At 61.4% G+C, this 18,642-nt stretch carries 15 protein-coding genes; 9 read left to right on the top strand and 6 right to left on the bottom strand.

From position 1 onward, the window contains the following. The first annotated feature begins 47 nt into the window (after positions 1–47). The 3 genes from D8U60_RS18435 (at position 48) to D8U60_RS18425 (ending at position 4,168) form a co-directional block, all read left to right on the top strand. Positions 48–1,409 carry an MFS transporter gene (locus D8U60_RS18435; protein WP_051600602.1) on the top strand — a complete coding sequence of 454 codons (1,362 nt, stop codon included), beginning with the start codon at positions 48–50 and terminating at the stop codon, positions 1,407–1,409. Between the two features lie 11 nt (positions 1,410–1,420). Beyond that, on the top strand, positions 1,421–2,974 hold the full coding sequence (gene garD / locus D8U60_RS18430) for a galactarate dehydratase (RefSeq protein ID WP_016771706.1): 1,554 nt from the start codon (positions 1,421–1,423) through the stop codon (positions 2,972–2,974). A 252-nt stretch (positions 2,975–3,226) separates the two neighbouring features. Then, complete coding sequence (locus tag D8U60_RS18425) at positions 3,227–4,168, top strand: AEC family transporter (RefSeq protein WP_130900641.1); 942 nt, start codon at positions 3,227–3,229, stop codon at positions 4,166–4,168. 84 nt (positions 4,169–4,252) lie between these two features. On the opposite strand, the gene D8U60_RS18420 is transcribed toward D8U60_RS18425, so the two are convergent. The 6 genes from D8U60_RS18420 to gatC all read right to left on the bottom strand — a co-directional run bounded on the left by D8U60_RS18420 (position 4,253) and on the right by gatC (position 9,536). Next, positions 4,253–4,630 carry a carboxymuconolactone decarboxylase family protein gene (locus D8U60_RS18420; RefSeq protein ID WP_041477967.1) on the bottom strand — a complete coding sequence of 126 codons (378 nt, stop codon included), beginning with the start codon at positions 4,628–4,630 and terminating at the stop codon, positions 4,253–4,255. Next, complete coding sequence (locus D8U60_RS18415) at positions 4,627–5,703, bottom strand: calcium/sodium antiporter (protein ID WP_177435481.1); 1,077 nt, start codon at positions 5,701–5,703, stop codon at positions 4,627–4,629. The genes D8U60_RS18420 and D8U60_RS18415 overlap by 4 nt, the downstream gene beginning before the upstream one ends. A gap of 31 nt (positions 5,704–5,734) precedes the next feature. Continuing rightward, positions 5,735–6,106 (bottom strand): septal ring lytic transglycosylase RlpA family protein, encoded by a 372-nt coding sequence (locus D8U60_RS18410; protein ID WP_024011604.1) that lies wholly within the window; start codon positions 6,104–6,106, stop codon positions 5,735–5,737. 218 nt (positions 6,107–6,324) lie between these two features. Beyond that, positions 6,325–7,770, bottom strand: coding sequence for an Asp-tRNA(Asn)/Glu-tRNA(Gln) amidotransferase subunit GatB (gene gatB, locus D8U60_RS18405; protein WP_016771702.1), 1,446 nt, complete (start codon positions 7,768–7,770; stop codon positions 6,325–6,327). 10 nt (positions 7,771–7,780) lie between these two features. Then, entirely contained in the window at positions 7,781–9,232 is a 1,452-nt protein-coding gene (gene gatA, locus D8U60_RS18400; RefSeq protein WP_042608774.1) for an Asp-tRNA(Asn)/Glu-tRNA(Gln) amidotransferase subunit GatA, read from the bottom strand. A 16-nt stretch (positions 9,233–9,248) separates the two neighbouring features. Then, positions 9,249–9,536, bottom strand: a complete 288-nt coding sequence (gene gatC, locus D8U60_RS18395) for an Asp-tRNA(Asn)/Glu-tRNA(Gln) amidotransferase subunit GatC (protein WP_024011606.1) — start codon at positions 9,534–9,536, stop codon at positions 9,249–9,251. 211 nt (positions 9,537–9,747) lie between these two features. On the opposite strand from gatC, the gene mreB reads away from it, so the two are divergent. The 6 genes from mreB to D8U60_RS18365 all read left to right on the top strand — a co-directional run bounded on the left by mreB (position 9,748) and on the right by D8U60_RS18365 (position 18,549). Further along, positions 9,748–10,785, top strand: a complete 1,038-nt coding sequence (gene mreB, locus D8U60_RS18390; protein WP_002555108.1) for a rod shape-determining protein MreB — start codon at positions 9,748–9,750, stop codon at positions 10,783–10,785. A gap of 140 nt (positions 10,786–10,925) precedes the next feature. Beyond that, positions 10,926–12,029 (top strand): rod shape-determining protein MreC, encoded by a 1,104-nt coding sequence (mreC, locus tag D8U60_RS18385; protein ID WP_083387093.1) that lies wholly within the window; start codon positions 10,926–10,928, stop codon positions 12,027–12,029. Further along, entirely contained in the window at positions 12,029–12,520 is a 492-nt protein-coding gene (gene mreD / locus D8U60_RS18380) for a rod shape-determining protein MreD (RefSeq protein ID WP_024011608.1), read from the top strand. Before mreC ends, mreD begins: the two co-directional genes overlap by 1 nt. Positions 12,521–12,557: 37 nt before the next feature. Next, complete coding sequence (locus tag D8U60_RS18375; protein WP_122747712.1) at positions 12,558–13,154, top strand: Maf family protein; 597 nt, start codon at positions 12,558–12,560, stop codon at positions 13,152–13,154. Positions 13,155–13,212: 58 nt separating this feature from the next. Next, the gene (gene rng / locus D8U60_RS18370) at positions 13,213–14,670 is read left to right on the top strand and encodes a ribonuclease G (protein ID WP_130900640.1); all 1,458 of its coding nucleotides are present in this window, start codon (positions 13,213–13,215) and stop codon (positions 14,668–14,670) included. Positions 14,671–14,745: 75 nt separating this feature from the next. Beyond that, on the top strand, positions 14,746–18,549 hold the full coding sequence (locus tag D8U60_RS18365; protein ID WP_130900639.1) for a YhdP family protein: 3,804 nt from the start codon (positions 14,746–14,748) through the stop codon (positions 18,547–18,549). Positions 18,550–18,642: the final 93 nt, after the last annotated feature.

The raw sequence follows: 18,642 nt of genomic DNA, 5'->3' as shown, positions 1-18,642 counted from the left end.
AAAGAATGTTTTACCCGCATAAAAATAATCAGTGGGAGTACATCTGCATGCAATCCTCCAAGCCGACTCACGTCCGCTATTTGATCCTGCTCATGCTGTTTCTGGTGACCACGATCAATTACGCCGACCGTGCCACGATCGCCATTGCCGGTTCCAGCCTGCAAAAGGACCTTGGCATTGACGCCGTCACCCTCGGCTACATCTTCTCCGCATTCGGTTGGGCCTACGTCGCCGGGCAAATTCCCGGTGGCTGGCTGCTCGATCGCTTCGGCTCGAAAAAAGTCTATGCCCTGAGCATTTTCACCTGGTCGCTGTTCACCGTGCTGCAAGGCTTCGTCGGTGAATTCGGCATGTCCACGGCAGTGGTTGCGCTGTTCATGCTGCGTTTCCTCGTGGGCCTGGCGGAAGCGCCATCGTTCCCCGGCAACGCGCGCATCGTGGCGGCGTGGTTTCCGACCGCTGAACGCGGCACCGCTTCGGCGATCTTCAACTCGGCGCAATACTTTGCCACCGTGCTGTTCGCGCCGTTGATGGGCTGGATCGTCTACAGCTTCGGCTGGGAGCACGTGTTTATCGTCATGGGTATCCTCGGTATCGTGTTCTCGCTGGTGTGGCTGAAAGTCATCTACAGCCCGCGCGAACACCCACGGGTCAACGAGGCCGAGTTCAAGCACATCGCTGACAACGGCGGCATGGTCGACATGGATCAGAAGGGCAAGAAGTCCGACGGTCCGAAGTGGGATTACATCCGTCAGCTGCTGACCAACCGCATGATGCTCGGCGTGTATCTGGGCCAGTACTGCATCAACGGCATCACCTATTTTTTCCTCACCTGGTTCCCGGTGTATCTGGTGCAAGAGCGTGGCATGACCATTCTCAAGGCCGGCTTCATCGCTTCATTGCCGGCGATCTGCGGCTTCATCGGCGGCGTGCTTGGCGGGGTGATTTCCGACTATCTGCTGCGCAAGGGCCACTCGCTGACTTTCGCCCGCAAAGCGCCGATCATCGCCGGCCTGTTGGTGTCGAGCAGCATCGTCGCGTGCAACTATGTTGAAGTGGAATGGATGGTCGTCGGCTTCATGGCCCTGGCATTCTTCGGCAAAGGCGTTGGCGCACTGGGCTGGGCGGTGGTCTCCGACACCTCGCCGAAACAGATCGCCGGTCTGAGCGGTGGCCTGTTCAACACCTTCGGCAACATCGCTTCGATCACCACGCCGATCGTCATCGGCTACATCATCAGCTCCACCGGCTCGTTCAAGTGGGCGCTGGTGTTTGTCGGCGCCAACGCACTGGTCGCGGTGTTCAGCTATCTGGTGATTGTCGGCCCGATCAAGCGTGTGGTCCTGAAAGAGCCGCCAGCCAAGGGCGGCAATGAAGCCACCGGCAATTTGTCTCAAGCGCATTCCTGAGGAGCGGCGTCATGCAGTTGATTGAACATTCCGACTCGCCGCGCTACATCCGCCTGCACGAGCGGGACAACGTTGTAGTGGTGGTCAACGATCAGGGCGTACCGGCCGGTACCGAGTTCGCCGACGGCCTGGTCACCCTGGATTTCGTACCGCAGAGCCACAAGGTCACCCTGGAGGATATTCCCGAAGGCGGCCCGGTGATTCGTTACGGGCAGATCATCGGCTACGCGTTGCAGCCGATCCGTCGTGGCAGTTGGGTCAAGGAAGATCAACTGCGCATGCCGACCGCGCCGCCGCTGGACAGCTTGCCGCTGTCCACCGATGTGCCGGATGCGCAGGCACCGCTGGAAGGCTTCACGTTCGAGGGTTATCGCAACGCCGACGGCACCGTCGGCACGCGCAACATTCTCGGCATCACCACCACCGTGCAGTGCGTCACCGGCGTGCTCGATCACGCGGTCAAGCGCATCAAGGAAGAGTTGCTGCCGAAGTACCCGCACGTCGACGACGTGGTGGCACTGACCCACAGTTATGGCTGCGGTGTGGCGATTACCGCGACCGATGCCTACATCCCGATTCGTACCGTGCGTAATCTGGCGCGCAACCCGAACCTGGGTGGCGAAGCACTGGTGATCGGTCTGGGCTGCGAGAAATTGCAGGCCGGGCAGGTGATGCACGAGGACGATGCCTCGGTGGATCTCAGCGATCCGTGGCTGTACCGCTTGCAGGATTCCAGTCACGGCTTTACCGAAATGATCGAACAGATCATGGAACTGGCCGAAGTGCGCTTGAAGAAACTCGACCAGCGCCGTCGCGAAACCGTGCCGGCCTCCGAGCTGATTCTCGGTATGCAGTGTGGCGGCAGCGATGCCTTCTCCGGCATCACCGCCAACCCGGCGCTGGGTTATGCCTCGGACTTGCTGTTGCGTGCGGGGGCGACGGTGATGTTTTCCGAAGTCACCGAAGTGCGCGATGCGATCTATCTGCTGACGTCGCGGGCGCAAACGCAAACCGTCGCCGAAGAGCTGGTACGCGAGATGGACTGGTACGACCGTTACCTGGCCAAGGGCGAAGCCGATCGCAGCGCCAACACCACGCCGGGCAACAAGAAGGGCGGGTTGTCGAACATTGTCGAGAAGTCCCTGGGCTCGATCGTCAAGTCCGGCAGCAGTGCGATCAATGGCGTGCTCGGCCCGGGCGAGCGCTTCAAGCACAAGGGCCTGATTTTCTGCGCGACGCCGGCCAGCGATTTTGTCTGCGGTACGTTGCAACTGGCGGCGGGGATGAACCTGCACGTGTTCACCACCGGTCGCGGCACGCCTTACGGGCTAGCCATGGCGCCGGTGGTCAAGGTATCGACGCGGACTGAACTGGCGCAGCGCTGGCCGGATCTGATCGACATCGATGCCGGACGCATTGCCACCGGGCGCGCGACCATCGAAGAACTGGGCTGGGAGTTGTTTCACTATTACCTGGATGTTGCCAGTGGCAAGCAACAGACCTGGGCGGAGAAGCACAAGCTGCATAACGACATCACCTTGTTCAACCCGGCGCCGATTACCTGATCGTTTCATGGAAGATCAAAAGCCCCTCACCCCAGCCCTCTCCCGGAGGGAGAGGGGGCCGACCGAGTTGTTTGGCGCTATACATCGACCTGACAAATCGGGTCGATTATGGATTCGACGATGTCATTTCAGGTCGGTGGATTGTTTAAATATCCCCCGATCGATTCCCTCTCCCTTTGGGAGAGGGCTAGGGTGAGGGGCTTTTGCTTTATCATTGCCCCCCCTGACTAAGCTCACCCAAGGCTCTCCGGCATGCTGGCAATCTTTCTTGAAACCCTGAACATCACCGCGCCGGTGTTTGCCATGCTGTTTCTCGGTGTGCTGCTCAAGCGCATCGACTGGATCAACGACAACTTCATCCACACCGCCTCGTCGCTGGTGTTCAACGTGACCATGCCGGCGCTGCTGTTCCTCGGCATCCTCCACGCCGACCTGCACGCCGCACTGCAACCCTCGCTACTCATCTACTTTTCCCTCGCCACCCTGGTGAGTTTCGCTGTGGCTTGGGGCTGGGCGATTTTCAGGTGTCCGCGCGAAGATCGCGGCATCTACACCCAGGGTGCGTTTCGCGGCAACAACGGCGTGATAGGCCTGGCGCTCGCCGCGAGCATGTACGGCGATTACGGCATTTCCCTCGGTGCGATTCTGGCGGCGCTGGTGATTCTCTTCTACAACACGCTGTCGACCATCGTGCTGGCGGTGTACAGCCCGGTGATCAAGTCCGATCCGTGGAGCATCTGCAAAAGCGTGTTCAGCAACCCGCTGATCATCAGCGTGATTTCGGCAGCGCCGTTCGCTTATTTCAAGATCGGTTTGCCGGGTTGGCTCGAAACCTCCGGCCAGTACCTGGCGCAGACCACGCTGCCGCTGGCGCTGATCTGTATCGGCGGCACGCTGTCACTGGCGGCTCTGCGCAAGAGCGGCAAGATGGCGCTCAGCTCCAGCCTGGTGAAGATGGTCGGTCTGCCGTTACTGGCAACCGTGGGCGCGTGGTTGTGGGGCTTTCGCGGGGCGGAGCTGGGGATTCTGTTTCTCTACTTTGGCAGCCCGACGGCGGCGGCAAGTTTCGTCATGGCCCGGGCGGCGCAGGGCAATCATGAGCTGGCAGCGGCGATTATCGTGATGACCACGTTGATGGCGGCGATTACCACCAATGTCGGGATCTTTGTGTTGCAGTGGGGTGGGTGGATCTAAAGGCAAGATCAAAAGATCGCAGCCTTCGGCAGCTCCTACATGGAAATGCGGTCTCCTGTAGGAGCTGCCGAAGGCTGCGATCTTTTAGCTTTTCTGGTAGCTGTCGATCACTTCCTGCGCCGCGCGAAACGCATCGATCGCCGCCGGTACGCCGGCATACACCGCGCAATGCAGCAGCGCTTCGCGAATCTCTTCCACGGTGCAGCCGTTGTTCAGCGCACCGCGCACATGGCCTTTCAACTCCTGCGGACACTTCAACGCGGTCAGCGCGGCGAGGGTAATCAGGCTGCGGGTTTTCAGCGACAAGCCTTCGCGATTCCACACGCCGCCCCAGGCGTGTTCATTGACGAAATCCTGCAACGGCTGGGTGAACTCGGTGGCGTTGCCCAGGGCGCGATCTACGAAGGCATCGCCCATGACCTGACGACGGATTTCAACCCCGGACTGCTTCGACTCGCTCATGGCACATCTCTCTTGTGGTGTTGGCGACGCCAGGCGCGGATCGACGTGAACAGCAAAAACGTCAGCAGCGCCGGCAGGACATAAAACAGCATCAAGCGCTCGAGTTTGCCGGCCAGCGGCATGCCGGTGGTGAACGACACCACATGCAGCCCGTAGACCAGATACAAACCGAGCAGCAGCAAGCCTTCGGCCCGGGTCACGCGATAGCCGGAATAGAACACCGGCAAGCACAGCGCCGCAACGCCGAGCATCACCGGCAAGTCGAAATCCAGCGCATTCGGGGAAACGGAAAGCGGCGTCGGTGCGAGTAGGGCGGTCAGGCCGAGCACCCCGAGCAGGTTGAACAGGTTGGCGCCGATCACGTTGCCCACGGCAATGTCACGCTGCCCGCGCAACGCCGCGATCAGCGAAGTCGCCAGTTCCGGCAGCGAAGTGCCGACCGCGACCACGGTCAGGCCGATGACCCGTTCGGACAGGCCCAGGTCGGTAGCCACGACCACGGCGGCGCCGAGCAGCAAACGCCCGGCGAATACCAGCATGGCCAGGCCAGCGAGAATCATCAGCACACTGATCAACCAGGATTGCTGCGTAGCCTGTGGTCGTGCGCCATGGGGCCGGGTTGAGTGTCGCGACTGGCGGAACAACAAACCAAGGTACAGCGCCAAGGCCCCGAGCAGCAGGACACCGTCGAAACGCCCGAGGTCTTTATTCCAGGCGAGGATGAATACCAGCAGGCTGGCGCCGATCATCAACGGGATATCCAGACGCACCAGTTGCCGCGATACGCGCAGCGGGATGATCAGTGCAGAGAGGCCAAGGGTTACGAGGATGTTGAAGATGCCGCTGCCGACCACGCTGCCGACGGCGATGTCCGGGTTGTCGGTCAGCGCCGCTTGCAGGCTCACGGCCATTTGCGGGGCGCTGCTGCCGAGGGCGACGATGGTCAGGCCGATGATCAGCGGACGCACATGCAGGCGCTCGGCCAGACGCACGGCGGCGCGCACCATCAGCTCGGCGCCGATGAGCAAAAGAACCAGGCCGCTGAGCAATTCGATGACGTTGATCAGCGGCAGATCGGCTAGTCCGAAAATGGTCGGCGCTCCATCAGTCCAGGGCCTGCACGCGAACCCGTGCGGTGCCGCTGCGCAGCATGCCGATTTCATCGGCGGCCTCGCGCGAAAGATCGATCAGCCGGCCACGGGTATGCGGGCCACGGTCATTGATGCGGACCACGACAGATTCATCGTTTTTCAGGTTGGTGACCTTCACCCGCGTGCCGAACGGCAACTGGCGGTGGGCGGCGGTCAGGGAATGCTGGTTGAAGGCTTCGCCGCTGGCGGTGCGCTTACCGTGATGTTTGGCTCCATAGTAGGAGGCGACGCCGGTCTGGTCGTAACCGTGCGGGTCGATGGTGTCGGTACTGGCGCAACCGGCCAGCAGAGAGAGCAGGGCGCTGCTCAGCAACAGACGCTTCATTCAAAGGTATCCCGGATCAAATGTAGGAGTGACCTGTGGCGAGGGGATTTATCCCCGTTGGACTGCGCAGCAGTCCCAAAACTGAGAACTCGGTTTATCTGGTGCAAATCAAGCTCAGCAATTGGGGCTGCTTCGCGGCCCAACGGGGATAAATCCCCTCGCCACAGGTCCCTTCCACAGGGAATGGAGCCAGGTTTTGGATCTGGCTCCATTGGTGGTCAGCCTTCGAGCTTGCTTTTCAGCAGTTCGTTCACCTGCTGCGGGTTGGCCTTGCCTTTCGAGGCTTTCATGGCCTGGCCGACGAAGAAGCCGAACATCTTGCCGCGTTTGGCTTCGTCTGCCGCGCGGTACTGTTCGACCTGTTCGGCGTTGGCCGCGAGCATTTCATCGAGCACGGCGGAGATCGCGCCGGTGTCGGTGACTTGCTTGAGGCCGCGCTTCTCGATGATCTCGTCAGCACTGCCTTCGCCGTTGGCCATCGCTTCGAACACTACCTTGGCGATCTTGCCGGAGATGGTGTTGTCCTTGATGCGCTGCAGCATGCCGCCCAGTTGCTCGGCGGAGACTGGCGAGTCTTCGATGTCCAGGCCCTGCTTGTTGAGCAGGCTGCCCAACTCGACCATCACCCAGTTCGCCGCCAGTTTCGCGTCGCCACCGATGGCTGCGACTTTCTCGAAGTAGTCCGCCTGCTCGCGGCTGGTGGCCAGCACGTTGGCGTCGTAGGCCGACAGACCGAACTGGCTCTGGAAGCGCTCGCGCTTTTGCGGTGGCAGTTCCGGCAGGGTGGCACGCACTTCACCGAGGAACGACTCTTCGATGACCACCGGCAGCAGGTCCGGATCGGGGAAGTAACGGTAGTCGTTGGCTTCCTCTTTCGAACGCATCGGACGGGTCTCGTCCTTGTTCGGATCGTACAGGCGGGTCTGCTGGATCACTTTGCCGCCGTCCTCGATCAGTTCGATCTGACGCTGGATCTCGGAGTTGATTGCCTTCTCGATGAAGCGGAACGAGTTGACGTTCTTGATCTCGCAGCGAGTGCCGAACTCGACCTGGCCTTTCGGGCGTACCGAGACGTTGCAGTCGCAACGCAGCGAGCCTTCGGCCATGTTGCCGTCGCAGATGCCCAGGTAGCGCACCAGCGCGTGGATCGCCTTGACGTAAGCCACGGCTTCCTTGGCGCTGCGCATGTCCGGCTCGGAGACGATTTCCAGCAGCGGCGTGCCGGCACGGTTCAGGTCGATGCCGGTGGCACCGTTGAATTCTTCGTGCAGGCTCTTGCCGGCGTCTTCTTCCAGGTGCGCGCGGGTGATGCCGACGCGTTTGACCGTGCCGTCTTCCAGGGCGATGTCCAGGTGGCCCTTGCCAACGATCGGCAATTCCATCTGGCTGATCTGGTAGCCCTTCGGCAGATCCGGGTAGAAGTAGTTCTTGCGGGCGAACACGTTGTGCTGGCCGATCTCGGCGTCAATCGCCAGGCCGAACATCACCGCCATGCGCACCGCTTCCTGGTTGAGCACCGGCAGCACGCCGGGCATGCCCAGGTCGATCAGGCTGGCCTGGGTGTTCGGCTCGGAACCGAACGTGGTGGAACTACCGGAAAAGATTTTCGACCGGGTGGTGAGCTGAGTGTGAATCTCCAGCCCGATCACGACTTCCCATTGCATGTGTGTCTCCTCAGAAGCCGGTTGGGGTGCGGGTGTGCCAGTCAGTGTTGAGCTGATACTGGTGGGCAACGTTCAACAGGCGGCCTTCCTGGAAATACGGCGCGAGCAACTGCACGCCCACCGGCAGACCGTCGACAAAACCGGCCGGCATCGACAGGCCCGGCAGGCCGGCGAGGTTGGCGGTGATGGTGTAGACGTCTTCCAGATAGGCAGCGACCGGGTCGCTGTTCTTCGCGCCGAGTTTCCACGCCGGGTTTGGCGTGGTCGGGCCGAGGATGATGTCGACTTCATTGAACGCAGCCATGAAATCGTTCTTCACCAGACGACGAATCTTCTGCGCTTTCAGGTAGTAGGCGTCGTAGTAACCGGCGGACAGCGCGTAGGCACCGACCATGATCCGGCGCTGCACTTCCGCGCCGAAGCCTTCCCCACGGGAGCGCTTGTACAGGTCGATGAGGTTTTCCGGGTTCTCGCAGCGATGGCCGAAACGCACGCCGTCGAAACGCGACAGGTTGGAAGACGCTTCTGCCGGGGCGATCACGTAGTAGGCCGGAATGGCGTGCTGCATGTTCGGCAGGCTGATTTCCTTGATCACGGCACCGAGCTTCTGCAACTGCTGGATGCTGTTCTGGATCAGCTCGGCAATGCGCGGGTCGAGACCGGCGCTGAAGTATTCCTTCGGCACGCCGATGCGCAGGCCTTGCAGCGAATCGCCCAGGCTGGCGGAGTAATCCGGAACCGGCTCATCGATGCTGGTGGAGTCGTTCGGGTCGAAGCCGGCCATGCCTTGCAGCAGGATCGCGCAGTCTTCGGCCGTGCGCGCCAACGGGCCGCCCTGATCGAGGCTGGAAGCGTAGGCAATCATGCCCCAGCGCGAAACGCGACCGTAGGTCGGCTTCAGGCCGGTGAGGTTGGTGAACGCCGCCGGCTGACGGATCGAACCGCCGGTGTCAGTGGCCGTGGCCGCTGGCAACAGACGAGCAGCAACCGCCGCCGCCGAGCCGCCGGACGAACCGCCCGGCACGTGTTCCAGGTTCCACGGGTTTTTCACCGCGCCGTACCAGCTCGACTCGTTGGCCGAACCCATGGCGAATTCGTCCATGTTGGTCTTGCCCAGGGTCACGGCGCCGGCAGCGGCCAGTTTCGCAACGACAGTGGCGTCATACGGGGCTTTGAAATTGTCGAGCATCTTCGAGCCGCAGCTGGTGCGGATGCCCTGGGTGCAGAACAGATCCTTGTGGGCGATCGGCGCGCCGAGCAGGGCGCCGCTCTCACCGTTGGCCCGGCGTGCATCGGCGGCTTTCGCCTGCTCGATGGCCAGATCCTCGGTGAGGCTGATGAAACTGTTGAGCTGCGGATCGAGCTGGGTAATACGCGCCAGCAGGACTTTGGTCAGCTCTTCGGAGGAAAACTTTTTATCGGCGAGACCGCGGGCGATCTCGGCCAGAGTCATTTGATGCATTGCAGGCTCTTTCCCTTTAGTCGATGACTTTCGGAACCAGATACAGGCCGTTTTCGACCGCTGGTGCGATGGACTGGTAGGCCTCGCGATTATTCGTCTCGGTCACCACGTCGGCGCGCAGGCGCTGACTGGCTTCCAGGGGGTGGGCCAGCGGCTCGATACCGTCGGTATCAACGGCCTGCATTTCGTCGACCAGCCCGAGAATGCTGTTGAGGGCGGAAGTAATGTGCGGAAGATCGGCATCGTTGAGGCCAAGGCAGGCCAGATGCGCGATTTTTTCCACGTCGGAGCGTTCTAGCGCCATCGGGATTCTCCAGTGGAAAACAGAACGGACGGCGTCCGTGTGTTAGATTGTCGGAACACTACCGCACTTCTACGGTCATAAGGCCGCGATTGTGGGGCTTGGTGCACAGAAAAGCGGCCAATTTAACATATTGGCGCCTTGCCCAAAATCCCTGTCGTTGTTAGAGTTTGCCGCACTTTTTTACCCACGCGTTGCCTAGGGTCCCTTTCCCATGTTCAAGAAACTGCGTGGCATGTTTTCCAGCGATCTTTCCATTGACCTGGGCACTGCCAACACCCTTATTTACGTGCGCGAGCGCGGTATCGTCCTGAATGAGCCATCGGTTGTGGCCATTCGGACACACGGTAACCAGAAAAGTGTCGTCGCTGTCGGCACCGAGGCCAAGCGCATGCTCGGCCGTACGCCGGGCAACATTGCTGCCATTCGTCCGATGAAGGACGGCGTGATCGCCGACTTCAGCGTCTGCGAAAAGATGCTGCAGTACTTTATCAACAAGGTTCACGAAAACAGTTTCCTGCAGCCCAGCCCTCGTGTGCTGATCTGCGTTCCATGCAAGTCCACCCAGGTTGAGCGTCGCGCCATCCGTGAATCGGCCCTTGGCGCCGGTGCCCGTGAAGTGTTCCTGATCGAAGAGCCGATGGCTGCTGCGATCGGTGCCGGCCTGCCGGTTGAAGAAGCGCGCGGTTCGATGGTCGTGGACATCGGTGGTGGTACCACCGAGATCGCCTTGATCTCCCTGAACGGTGTGGTTTACGCCGAATCCGTACGTGTCGGTGGCGACCGTTTCGACGAAGCGATCATCACCTACGTGCGCCGCAACTACGGCAGCCTGATCGGTGAATCCACCGCTGAGCGCATCAAGCAGGAAATCGGTACGGCCTACCCGGGCGGCGAAGTACGCGAAGTCGATGTTCGCGGTCGCAACCTGGCCGAAGGCGTTCCACGCGCATTCACCCTGAACTCCAACGAAGTGCTCGAGGCTCTGCAAGAGTCGCTGGCAACCATCGTTCAGGCGGTGAAAAGCGCGCTGGAGCAATCGCCGCCGGAACTGGCTTCCGACATCGCCGAGCGTGGCCTGGTGCTGACCGGTGGTGGCGCGCTGCTGCGTGACCTCGACAAGTTGCTGGCCCAGGAAACCGGTCTGCCGGTGATCGTTGCCGAAGATCCGCTGACTTGCGTTGCTCGCGGCGGTGGCCGTGCGCTGGAAATGATGGATAAGCACACCATGGATCTGCTTTCGAGCGAATAAGCTTCGAATGCAATACGTGGGTGAGCGCACAGGCAGCACTTTGCAGTGCTGCCTGTTGGCGTTTATCTTCTGTCAGTCTTCATCCAGGCCGGTTTGATGCCGTATGAATAAACAGAACATTTGCCTGGGAGGAGCGGCTTATTAAACCGCTTTTCACCAAAGGCCCTTCGTTGGGCGTGCGCCTGTTGGTGCTGGCCGTGCTCGCGGTCGCGCTGATGGTGGTCGATGCACGTTTCGACCTGCTCAAGCCCGCGCGCAAGCAAGCGTCGCTGGTGCTCATGGATGCCTACTGGATCACGGACCTGCCCGGCCGCTTGTGGGAAGGGGTCGCCAGTCAGTTCGGCAGCCGCACCGAGCTCGTCGCCGAAAACGAAAAACTCAAGACCGAAAACCTGCTGTTGCAGGGGCGCATGCAAAAGCTCGCGGCCCTGACCGAGCAGAACGTTCGGTTGCGCGAGTTGCTCAATTCCTCTGCATTGGTCAATGAAAAGGTCGAAGTGGCCGAGCTGATCGGCATGGACCCCAACCCCTTCACCCATCGCATCATCATCAACAAAGGTGAGCGCGACGGCGTGGTGCTCGGTCAACCGGTGCTTGATGCGCGCGGGCTGATGGGCCAGGTGGTCGAATTGATGCCGTACACCTCGCGCGTTCTGCTGCTGACCGACACCACTCATAGCATTCCGGTGCAGGTGAACCGTAACGGTCTGCGCGCGATTGCCAGCGGCACCGGTAACCCGGAACGGCTGGAATTGCGTCATGTCGCCGACACAGCCGACATCAAGGAAGGCGATCTGCTGGTCAGCTCCGGTCTCGGCCAGCGATTCCCGGCCGGTTATCCGGTGGCCACGGTAAAAGAGGTCATCCACGACTCCGGCCAACCGTTTGCCATTGTCCGCGCCGTGCCGACTGCCGCCCTGAATCGCAGCCGCTACCTGCTGCTGGTGTTCAGCGACAGCCGCACTGCCGAAGAACGCGCCAATGACGCCGCCCAGGCGCAGGAACAGCTCGACGCCCACGGCGGCGGCCCGATGTTGCCGGCCAGCGTGCCGAAACCGTTGATCATGCCTGCCACGCCGTCGACCGCTACCGCAGCGCCGGCCACTGAAGCCGCAGCGCCTGCCGCCACGCCGGCCAAGCCCGCCGCGAGCAAACCGCCCGCTGCCGCTCCGGCCGCTGCCAAACCGCCGGCCGCGAGCAAACCACCGGCGAAACCGCCAGCGACTACCGGGGGACGAGAATAATGGTCGGCGCGAAAAAATCCGGAAACGGCTGGATGATCTGGCTGACGTTCTTCGTCGGTATCCTGCTCAGCGTATCGCCGTTGCCGATCTTCATGGAAATCCTTCGCCCGCTGTGGCTGGCCTTGCTCGTGACCTTCTGGGCGCTGTACATGCCGCACACGGTCGGCATGGTGACGGCGTTCTGTCTGGGACTGGCCGAAGATGTCCTGCAGGGCGACCTGCTCGGGCAGAACGCGCTGATCCTGACCCTGATTACTTTCCTCGTGTTGTCGTTGCAGCAGCGTCTGCGCATGTTCCCGATGTGGCAGCAGTGCCTGGTGATCCTGGTGATCTTCGGCCTCGCACAATTGGCGCAACTGTGGCTCAGCGCTCTGACCGGCAACCGTCAGCCAACCCTGGCGCTGGTCTTGCCGGCGCTGGTCAGTGCCTTGCTCTGGCCGTGGGTCAGCTTCGCCCTTCGCGGGATGTGCCGACGCTACAGAATCTATTGAGCCGGTGAAGCAGGGCACTGAACAGGGAGATGTTTTGATGAAACTGCTTTACCTCGCCTCCGGCTCACCACGTCGCCGTGAATTGCTCACGCAGATCGGCGTGCGGTTCTCCGCCATCAGCGCGGACATCGATGAAACCCCGCTTCCTGAAGAATCCCCTTCGGCCTATGTCGAGCGCCTCGCGCGTGGCAAGGCTGAGGCCGGGCGCCGCTCGGTCGTCTCTGACCAGCCGTTCTGCGTGCTTGGCGCCGACACCGCTGTGGTACTCGACGGCAAAATACTTGGCAAACCGGTGGACGAAGCCGACGCATGCGCCATGCTGATGATGTTGTCCGGCAACGAACACGAAGTGCTGACCGCCATCGCCGTGCTTGAAGATGAGCGCTGCGAGTCGCGGGTGGTGCGCAGTCGCGTGCGTTTTCGCAGCATCAGCCGCGAAGAGGCCGGCGCCTACTGGGCCAGTGGCGAACCGCGCGACAAGGCCGGCGGCTATGGCATTCAAGGCCTGGGTGCGGTGTTCGTCGCCGGGCTCGACGGCAGCTATTCGGCGGTGGTCGGCCTGCCGTTGTGCGAAACCTGCGAGGTGTTGGGCCATTTCGGCATACCCTGTTGGCAAAACCTGAACACGCCCTGAGCGTCGTACGAATCCAGATGCGGCCACTATCGTGAACATGCCTGAACGAGATCCTGCCATGAGTGAAGAGATTCTGATCAACATCACGCCGATGGAATCGCGCGTGGCGGTGGTCGAAAACGGTGTGCTGCAAGAAGTCCACGTCGAGCGCACGCAGAAACGCGGGATCGTCGGCAACATCTATAAAGGCAAGATCGTTCGTGTACTGCCGGGCATGCAGGCGGCATTTGTCGACATCGGCCTCGATCGTGCGGCTTTCATTCACGCCGCCGAAATCTCCCTGCGTGAAGGCCCGTCGGTGGAAAGCATCAGTTCGCTGGTGCACGAAGGTCAGAGCCTGGTGGTGCAAGTTACCAAGGATCCGATCGGCTCCAAAGGCGCACGCCTGACCACACAACTGTCGATTCCTTCGCGTTATCTGGTGTACATGCCGCGCACCGCCCACGTCGGCATTTCCCTGAAGATCGAAGACGAAGCCGAGCGCGAGCGTCTCAAGCAGGTGGTCAGCGATTGCGTGGCCAAAGAAGGCATCAAGGAGGCCGGCGGTTTCATTCTGCGCACAGCCGCTGAAGGCGCGGGCGCTGATGAAATCCTCATGGACATCCGTTACCTGCGGCGCCTCTGGGACCAGATCAACGAGCAGATCAAGACCATCGCCGCGCCGAGCGTGATCTACGAAGACCTCGGCCTGGCCCTGCGCACCCTGCGTGACCTGGTCAATCCAAAGATCGAGAAGATCCGCATCGACTCGCGGGAGACCTTCCAGAAAACCACGCAATTCGTCGCCGAACTGATGCCGGAAATCGCCGATCGTCTGGAACACTATCCGGGCGAGCGGCCGATCTTCGATCTGTACGGTGTCGAAGACGAAATCCAGCGCGCGCTGGAGCGCAAGGTGCCGTTGAAGTCTGGCGGCTATCTGGTGATCGATCCGGCGGAAGCCATGACCACCATCGACGTCAACACCGGGGCGTTCGTCGGTCATCGCAACCTCGAAGAAACCATTTTCAAGACCAATCTCGAAGCGGCCACGGCGATTGCCCGGCAAATGCGCCTGCGCAATCTCGGCGGGATCATCATCATCGACTTCATCGACATGGAAGATGAAGAGCACCAGCGTCAGGTCCTGCGCACTCTGGAGAAACAGCTGGAGCGCGATCACGCCAAGACCAACATCATCGGCATCACCGAGTTGGGCCTGGTGCAGATGACCCGCAAGCGCACCCGCGAAAGCCTTGAGCAGGTGTTGTGCGAACCGTGCAGCAGTTGTCAGGGACGCGGCAAACTGAAGACCGCCGAAACCATCTGTTACGAGATCTTCCGCGAGATTCTGCGCGAGGCGCGGGCCTATCAGGCCGAGGGTTATCGGGTACTGGCCAACCAGAAAGTAGTCGATCGTCTGCTCGATGAAGAGTCCGGTAACGTCGCCGAGCTTGAAGGCTTTATCGGCCGCACCATACGCTTCCAGGTGGAAACCATGTATTCCCAGGAACAATATGACGTGGTGCTGCTCTGAAGCCCTGCATCACCACTCATTCAACGCGGCTGGCCTCAGCTTTTCGCAGTATTTTTGCCATGGGAGCCAACTGACATGGAGCGTCTGACACGCATTCTGGCCGCACTCACCCGCTGGGGGCTGGGCCTGTGCGCGTTGGTTCTGGTGTTGATGGCGTTGTACGTCAGCCTCGGCCGCGAGCTGACGCCACTGGTGGCGGAATACCGCGCCGACATCGAAGACAAGGCCAGCGCCGCCCTCGGCATGCCCTTGCAGATCGGTGAGCTGGAAGGCAACTGGAGCGGTTTCGCGCCGATCCTGCTGGCCCACGACGTGATGGTCGGCGACGGTGCCAACGCTCTGCGCCTCGACCGCGTGCGGGTGGTGCCGGATATGTGGGGCAGCGTGCTCGCCCGCGAAGTGCGCCTCGCGCATATCGAACTCAACGGTTTGAAGATCAGCCTCAAGGAAGCCGAAGACGGTACCTGGGCGCTGGAAGGTCTGCCGGTGCAGAAGGATCAGCCGTTCGATGCAGCGCAACTGTTCCAGCGCTCGCAGATGATCAAGCAACTGTCGGTGCTCGACAGCCAGGTGACCCTGCAACCGCTCGATCACCCGCCCATGACGCTCACCTATGTCGGTCTGAATCTGCGCACCGGCGCCAGCCGCCAGCGTCTCGACGCGCGTCTGACCTTGCCCGATGGCCAGCCTGTCGCGCTGAGCCTGCGCAGTCAGCTGCGTCCTGACCAGTGGCAGAACAGCGCCATCGAGGGTTATGCCAGCCTGCCGCAGAGCGACTGGTCGAAGTGGCTGCCCGAGCGCCTGACCCAGCAATGGAATTTTTCCGAGATCAAGGCCGGCGGTGAACTCTGGGTCGATTGGGCCGAAGGCGCGTTGCAAAGCGCCGCGTTGCGCCTGAATGCGCCGCAAGTGACCGGTGCCTACGCCGAGCGCAAGCCAATCCAGATCAACAATCTGGCGCTCAACGCCTATTACCGCAACACCGCCGAGGGCGCGAAGGTCACTCTTGATTCACTGGCGATGAGCTTCGGCGACACCCGTTGGGAATCCCATGTGCAGGTGCAGCAGACTCGCGCCAGCGCCAAGGCTGAAGAGCTCTGGCATCTGCAGGCCGATCGCCTCGATCTGACCCCGATCACGCCGCTGCTCAATGCGCTGGGGCCATTGCCGCAGAGTTTCGCCACAGTGGTCGAGCGTTTGAAGGTAACCGGCGGCCTGCGTAACGTGTTGCTGGACTTCCGCCCGACCGCCACCGATGGCAACAAATTCGGCTTTGCCGCCAACCTCGATAATGTCGGTTTCGATGCCTACCACGGCGCTCCGGCGGCGCGAAATGTCAGCGGCAGCCTCAGCGGCAATCTGGACGGCGGTGAGTTGCGCCTCGACAGCAAGGACTTCGTCCTGCACCTCGATCCGATTTTCGCCAAGCCATGGCAATACCTGCAGGCCAATGCGCGGCTGACCTGGAAGCTCGACAAGGACGGCTTCACCCTGATTGCGCCGTACCTGAAGGTGCTGGGCGAGGAGGGCAAGATTGCCGGCGACTTCCTTATCCGCCTGCACTTCGACCATAGCCAGGAAGACTACATGGACCTGCGCGTCGGCCTCGTCGATGGTGACGGTCGCTACACCGCGAAATACCTGCCGGCGGTGTTGAGCCCGGCGCTCGATGAATGGCTGCGCACGGCGATCCTCAAAGGCGCGGTGGATCAGGGTTTCTTCCAGTATCAGGGCTCGCTGAGCAAGAATGCCGGCGAGGCTGATCGCAGCATCAGTTTGTTCTTCAAAGTGCACGACGCCGAACTGGCCTTTCAGCCGGGCTGGCCGCACGTGAGCAAGGTCAGCGGTGACGTGTTCATCGAGGACAGCGGCGTGCGCATCTGGGCTAGCAAGGGCCAATTGCTCGATACCCAAGTCAGCGATGTCTTCGTCAATATTCCTCACGTACCGGCCGGACAGAACAGCCATCTGTTGCTCGATGGCGCGTTTGCCGGTGGCCTGGGCGATGGCTTGAAAATTCTTCAGGACGCGCCGATCGGCACTGGCGAAACCTTTGCCGGTTGGGAGGGCGCCGGTGATCTGAATGGCAAGCTCAAACTGGACATTCCGCTGGCCAAGGGCGAACAGCCGAAAATCCTCGTCGATTTCAAAACCGCCAACGCGCGGCTGAAACTGGCCGAACCGAAACTGGAACTGAGCCAACTCAAGGGCGATTTCCGCTTCGACAGCAATAAAGGCCTCAGCGGCCAGAACATCTCTGCGCGGGCGTTCGACAAACCGGTCACTGCGCAGATTTTCGCGGATGGCAGCCCCAACCAGATCAAGGCCCGGGTTGCGGCGTCGGGGCAGGTCGAAGTGAAAAAGCTCACCGACTGGCTGGGCGTGACCCAGCCGTTGCCGGTGTCCGGGACGATTCCTTATCAGTTGCAGCTGAATCTTTCCGGGGCCGACAGCCAGTTGCTGGTCAGCTCCAGCCTCAAAGGCGTGGCGGTGGATCTGCCGGCGCCGTTCGGCATGACCGCCGATGTCGGGCGCGACACGGTGTTCCGCATGACCCTGCAAGGGCAGGAGCGGCGGTACTGGTTCAATTACGATCAACTGGCCAATTTCACTTTTGCCGCGCCGCCGAGTAATTTTGCCGACGGCCGTGGCGAACTGTTTCTCGGCGCTGGCGAAGCGGTGTTGCCAGGCGCCAAGGGCCTGCGCATTCGCGGCGTGCTATCAGAGCTGGACGTCGCGCCGTGGCAGGATCTGGCCAACAAATACGCCGGCGGGGATCCCGGCGGCAGCGCCAAGCAACTGCTGAGCAGCGCTGACATCAAGGTCGGCAAATTGACCGCGCTCGGCACCACACTGGATCAGGCCTCGGTGCAGATCAATCGCAAGCCCGGCGCATGGAATCTCGCTCTCGATAGTCAGCAGGCCAAGGGCACGGCCAGCCTGCCAGACGCCAAGGGCGTGCCGATTGCAGTGAATCTTCAGTACGTGAAACTGCCGGCGCCGGACCCGGCGGTGCAGGCTGACGAGAACGCGCCGGATCCACTGGCGTCGGTCGATCCGACGAAAATTCCGGCGCTGGATATCACCCTCAATCAATTGTTCCTCGGCCCCGATCTGGTCGGTGGCTGGTCGCTGAAAGTGCGGCCGACCGCCAAGGGCATCGCCCTGAACAACCTCGATATGGGCCTCAAGGGAATCCTGCTGCAAGGCAACGGCGGCTGGGAAGGCGCGCCGGGGGCGACCAGCAGTTGGTACAAGGGCCGCATTGGCGGCAAGAATCTGGCCGACGTGCTCAAAGGCTGGGGCTTCGCGCCTAGCGTGACCAGCGAAGAATTCCATATGGACGTCGATGGCCGCTGGCCGGGCTCTCCGGCGTGGCTGGCGACCAAGCGCTTCTCCGGCACCCTCGACGCCTCGCTGAACAAGGGCCAGTTCGTTGAAGTGGAAGGTGGTGCTCAGGCGCTGCGGGTTTTCGGCCTGCTCAACTTCAACTCGATCGGCCGGCGTCTGCGTCTGGACTTCTCCGACCTGTTCGGCAAAGGCTTGAGCTATGACCGGGTCAAAGGTTTGCTGGTGGCGAACAACGGTGTCTACGTGACACGTGAGCCGATTCGCCTGACCGGGCCTTCGAGCAATCTTGAGCTGGACGGCACGCTGGATCTGGTCGGTGACAAGGTCGATGCGAAATTGCTGGTGACCTTGCCGGTGACCAACAACCTGCCGATCGCCGCGCTGCTCGTCGGCGCACCGGCGGTCGGCGGCGCGCTGTTCCTCATCGACAAGCTGATCGGCGACCGCGTGGCGCGCTTCGCCAGCGTCAAGTACACGGTCAAAGGCCCATGGAAAGAGCCGAAAATCACCTTCGACAAGCCTTTTTAACTAGCAGACACTACCCCTGTAGGAGCTGCCGCAGGCTGCGATCTTTTGATTTTTTTTTGAAGAGCCAGATCAAAAGATCGCAGCCTGCGGCAG

The organism is Pseudomonas sp. Sample_11 (genome assembly GCF_004307505.1).
Lineage (GTDB): Bacteria > Pseudomonadota > Gammaproteobacteria > Pseudomonadales > Pseudomonadaceae > Aquipseudomonas > Aquipseudomonas atacamensis.
The sequence above is the reverse complement of the archived record's forward strand: the minus strand, read 5'-3'. Positions and strand labels throughout refer to the sequence as shown.

Coding starts and splice junctions, on each gene's coding strand:
- mreB (WP_002555108.1), top strand. CDS start 9,748: ATGTTCAAGAAACTGCGTGGCATGTTTTCCAGCGATCTTTCCATTGAC.
- D8U60_RS18435 (WP_051600602.1), top strand. CDS start 48: ATGCAATCCTCCAAGCCGACTCACGTCCGCTATTTGATCCTGCTCATG.
- D8U60_RS18425 (WP_130900641.1), top strand. CDS start 3,227: ATGCTGGCAATCTTTCTTGAAACCCTGAACATCACCGCGCCGGTGTTT.
- gatB (WP_016771702.1), bottom strand. CDS start 7,770: ATGCAATGGGAAGTCGTGATCGGGCTGGAGATTCACACTCAGCTCACC.
- garD (WP_016771706.1), top strand. CDS start 1,421: ATGCAGTTGATTGAACATTCCGACTCGCCGCGCTACATCCGCCTGCAC.
- rng (WP_130900640.1), top strand. CDS start 13,213: ATGAGTGAAGAGATTCTGATCAACATCACGCCGATGGAATCGCGCGTG.
- D8U60_RS18365 (WP_130900639.1), top strand. CDS start 14,746: ATGGAGCGTCTGACACGCATTCTGGCCGCACTCACCCGCTGGGGGCTG.
- gatC (WP_024011606.1), bottom strand. CDS start 9,536: ATGGCGCTAGAACGCTCCGACGTGGAAAAAATCGCGCATCTGGCCTGC.
- D8U60_RS18420 (WP_041477967.1), bottom strand. CDS start 4,630: ATGAGCGAGTCGAAGCAGTCCGGGGTTGAAATCCGTCGTCAGGTCATG.
- gatA (WP_042608774.1), bottom strand. CDS start 9,232: ATGCATCAAATGACTCTGGCCGAGATCGCCCGCGGTCTCGCCGATAAA.
- mreD (WP_024011608.1), top strand. CDS start 12,029: ATGGTCGGCGCGAAAAAATCCGGAAACGGCTGGATGATCTGGCTGACG.
- D8U60_RS18410 (WP_024011604.1), bottom strand. CDS start 6,106: ATGAAGCGTCTGTTGCTGAGCAGCGCCCTGCTCTCTCTGCTGGCCGGT.
- D8U60_RS18375 (WP_122747712.1), top strand. CDS start 12,558: ATGAAACTGCTTTACCTCGCCTCCGGCTCACCACGTCGCCGTGAATTG.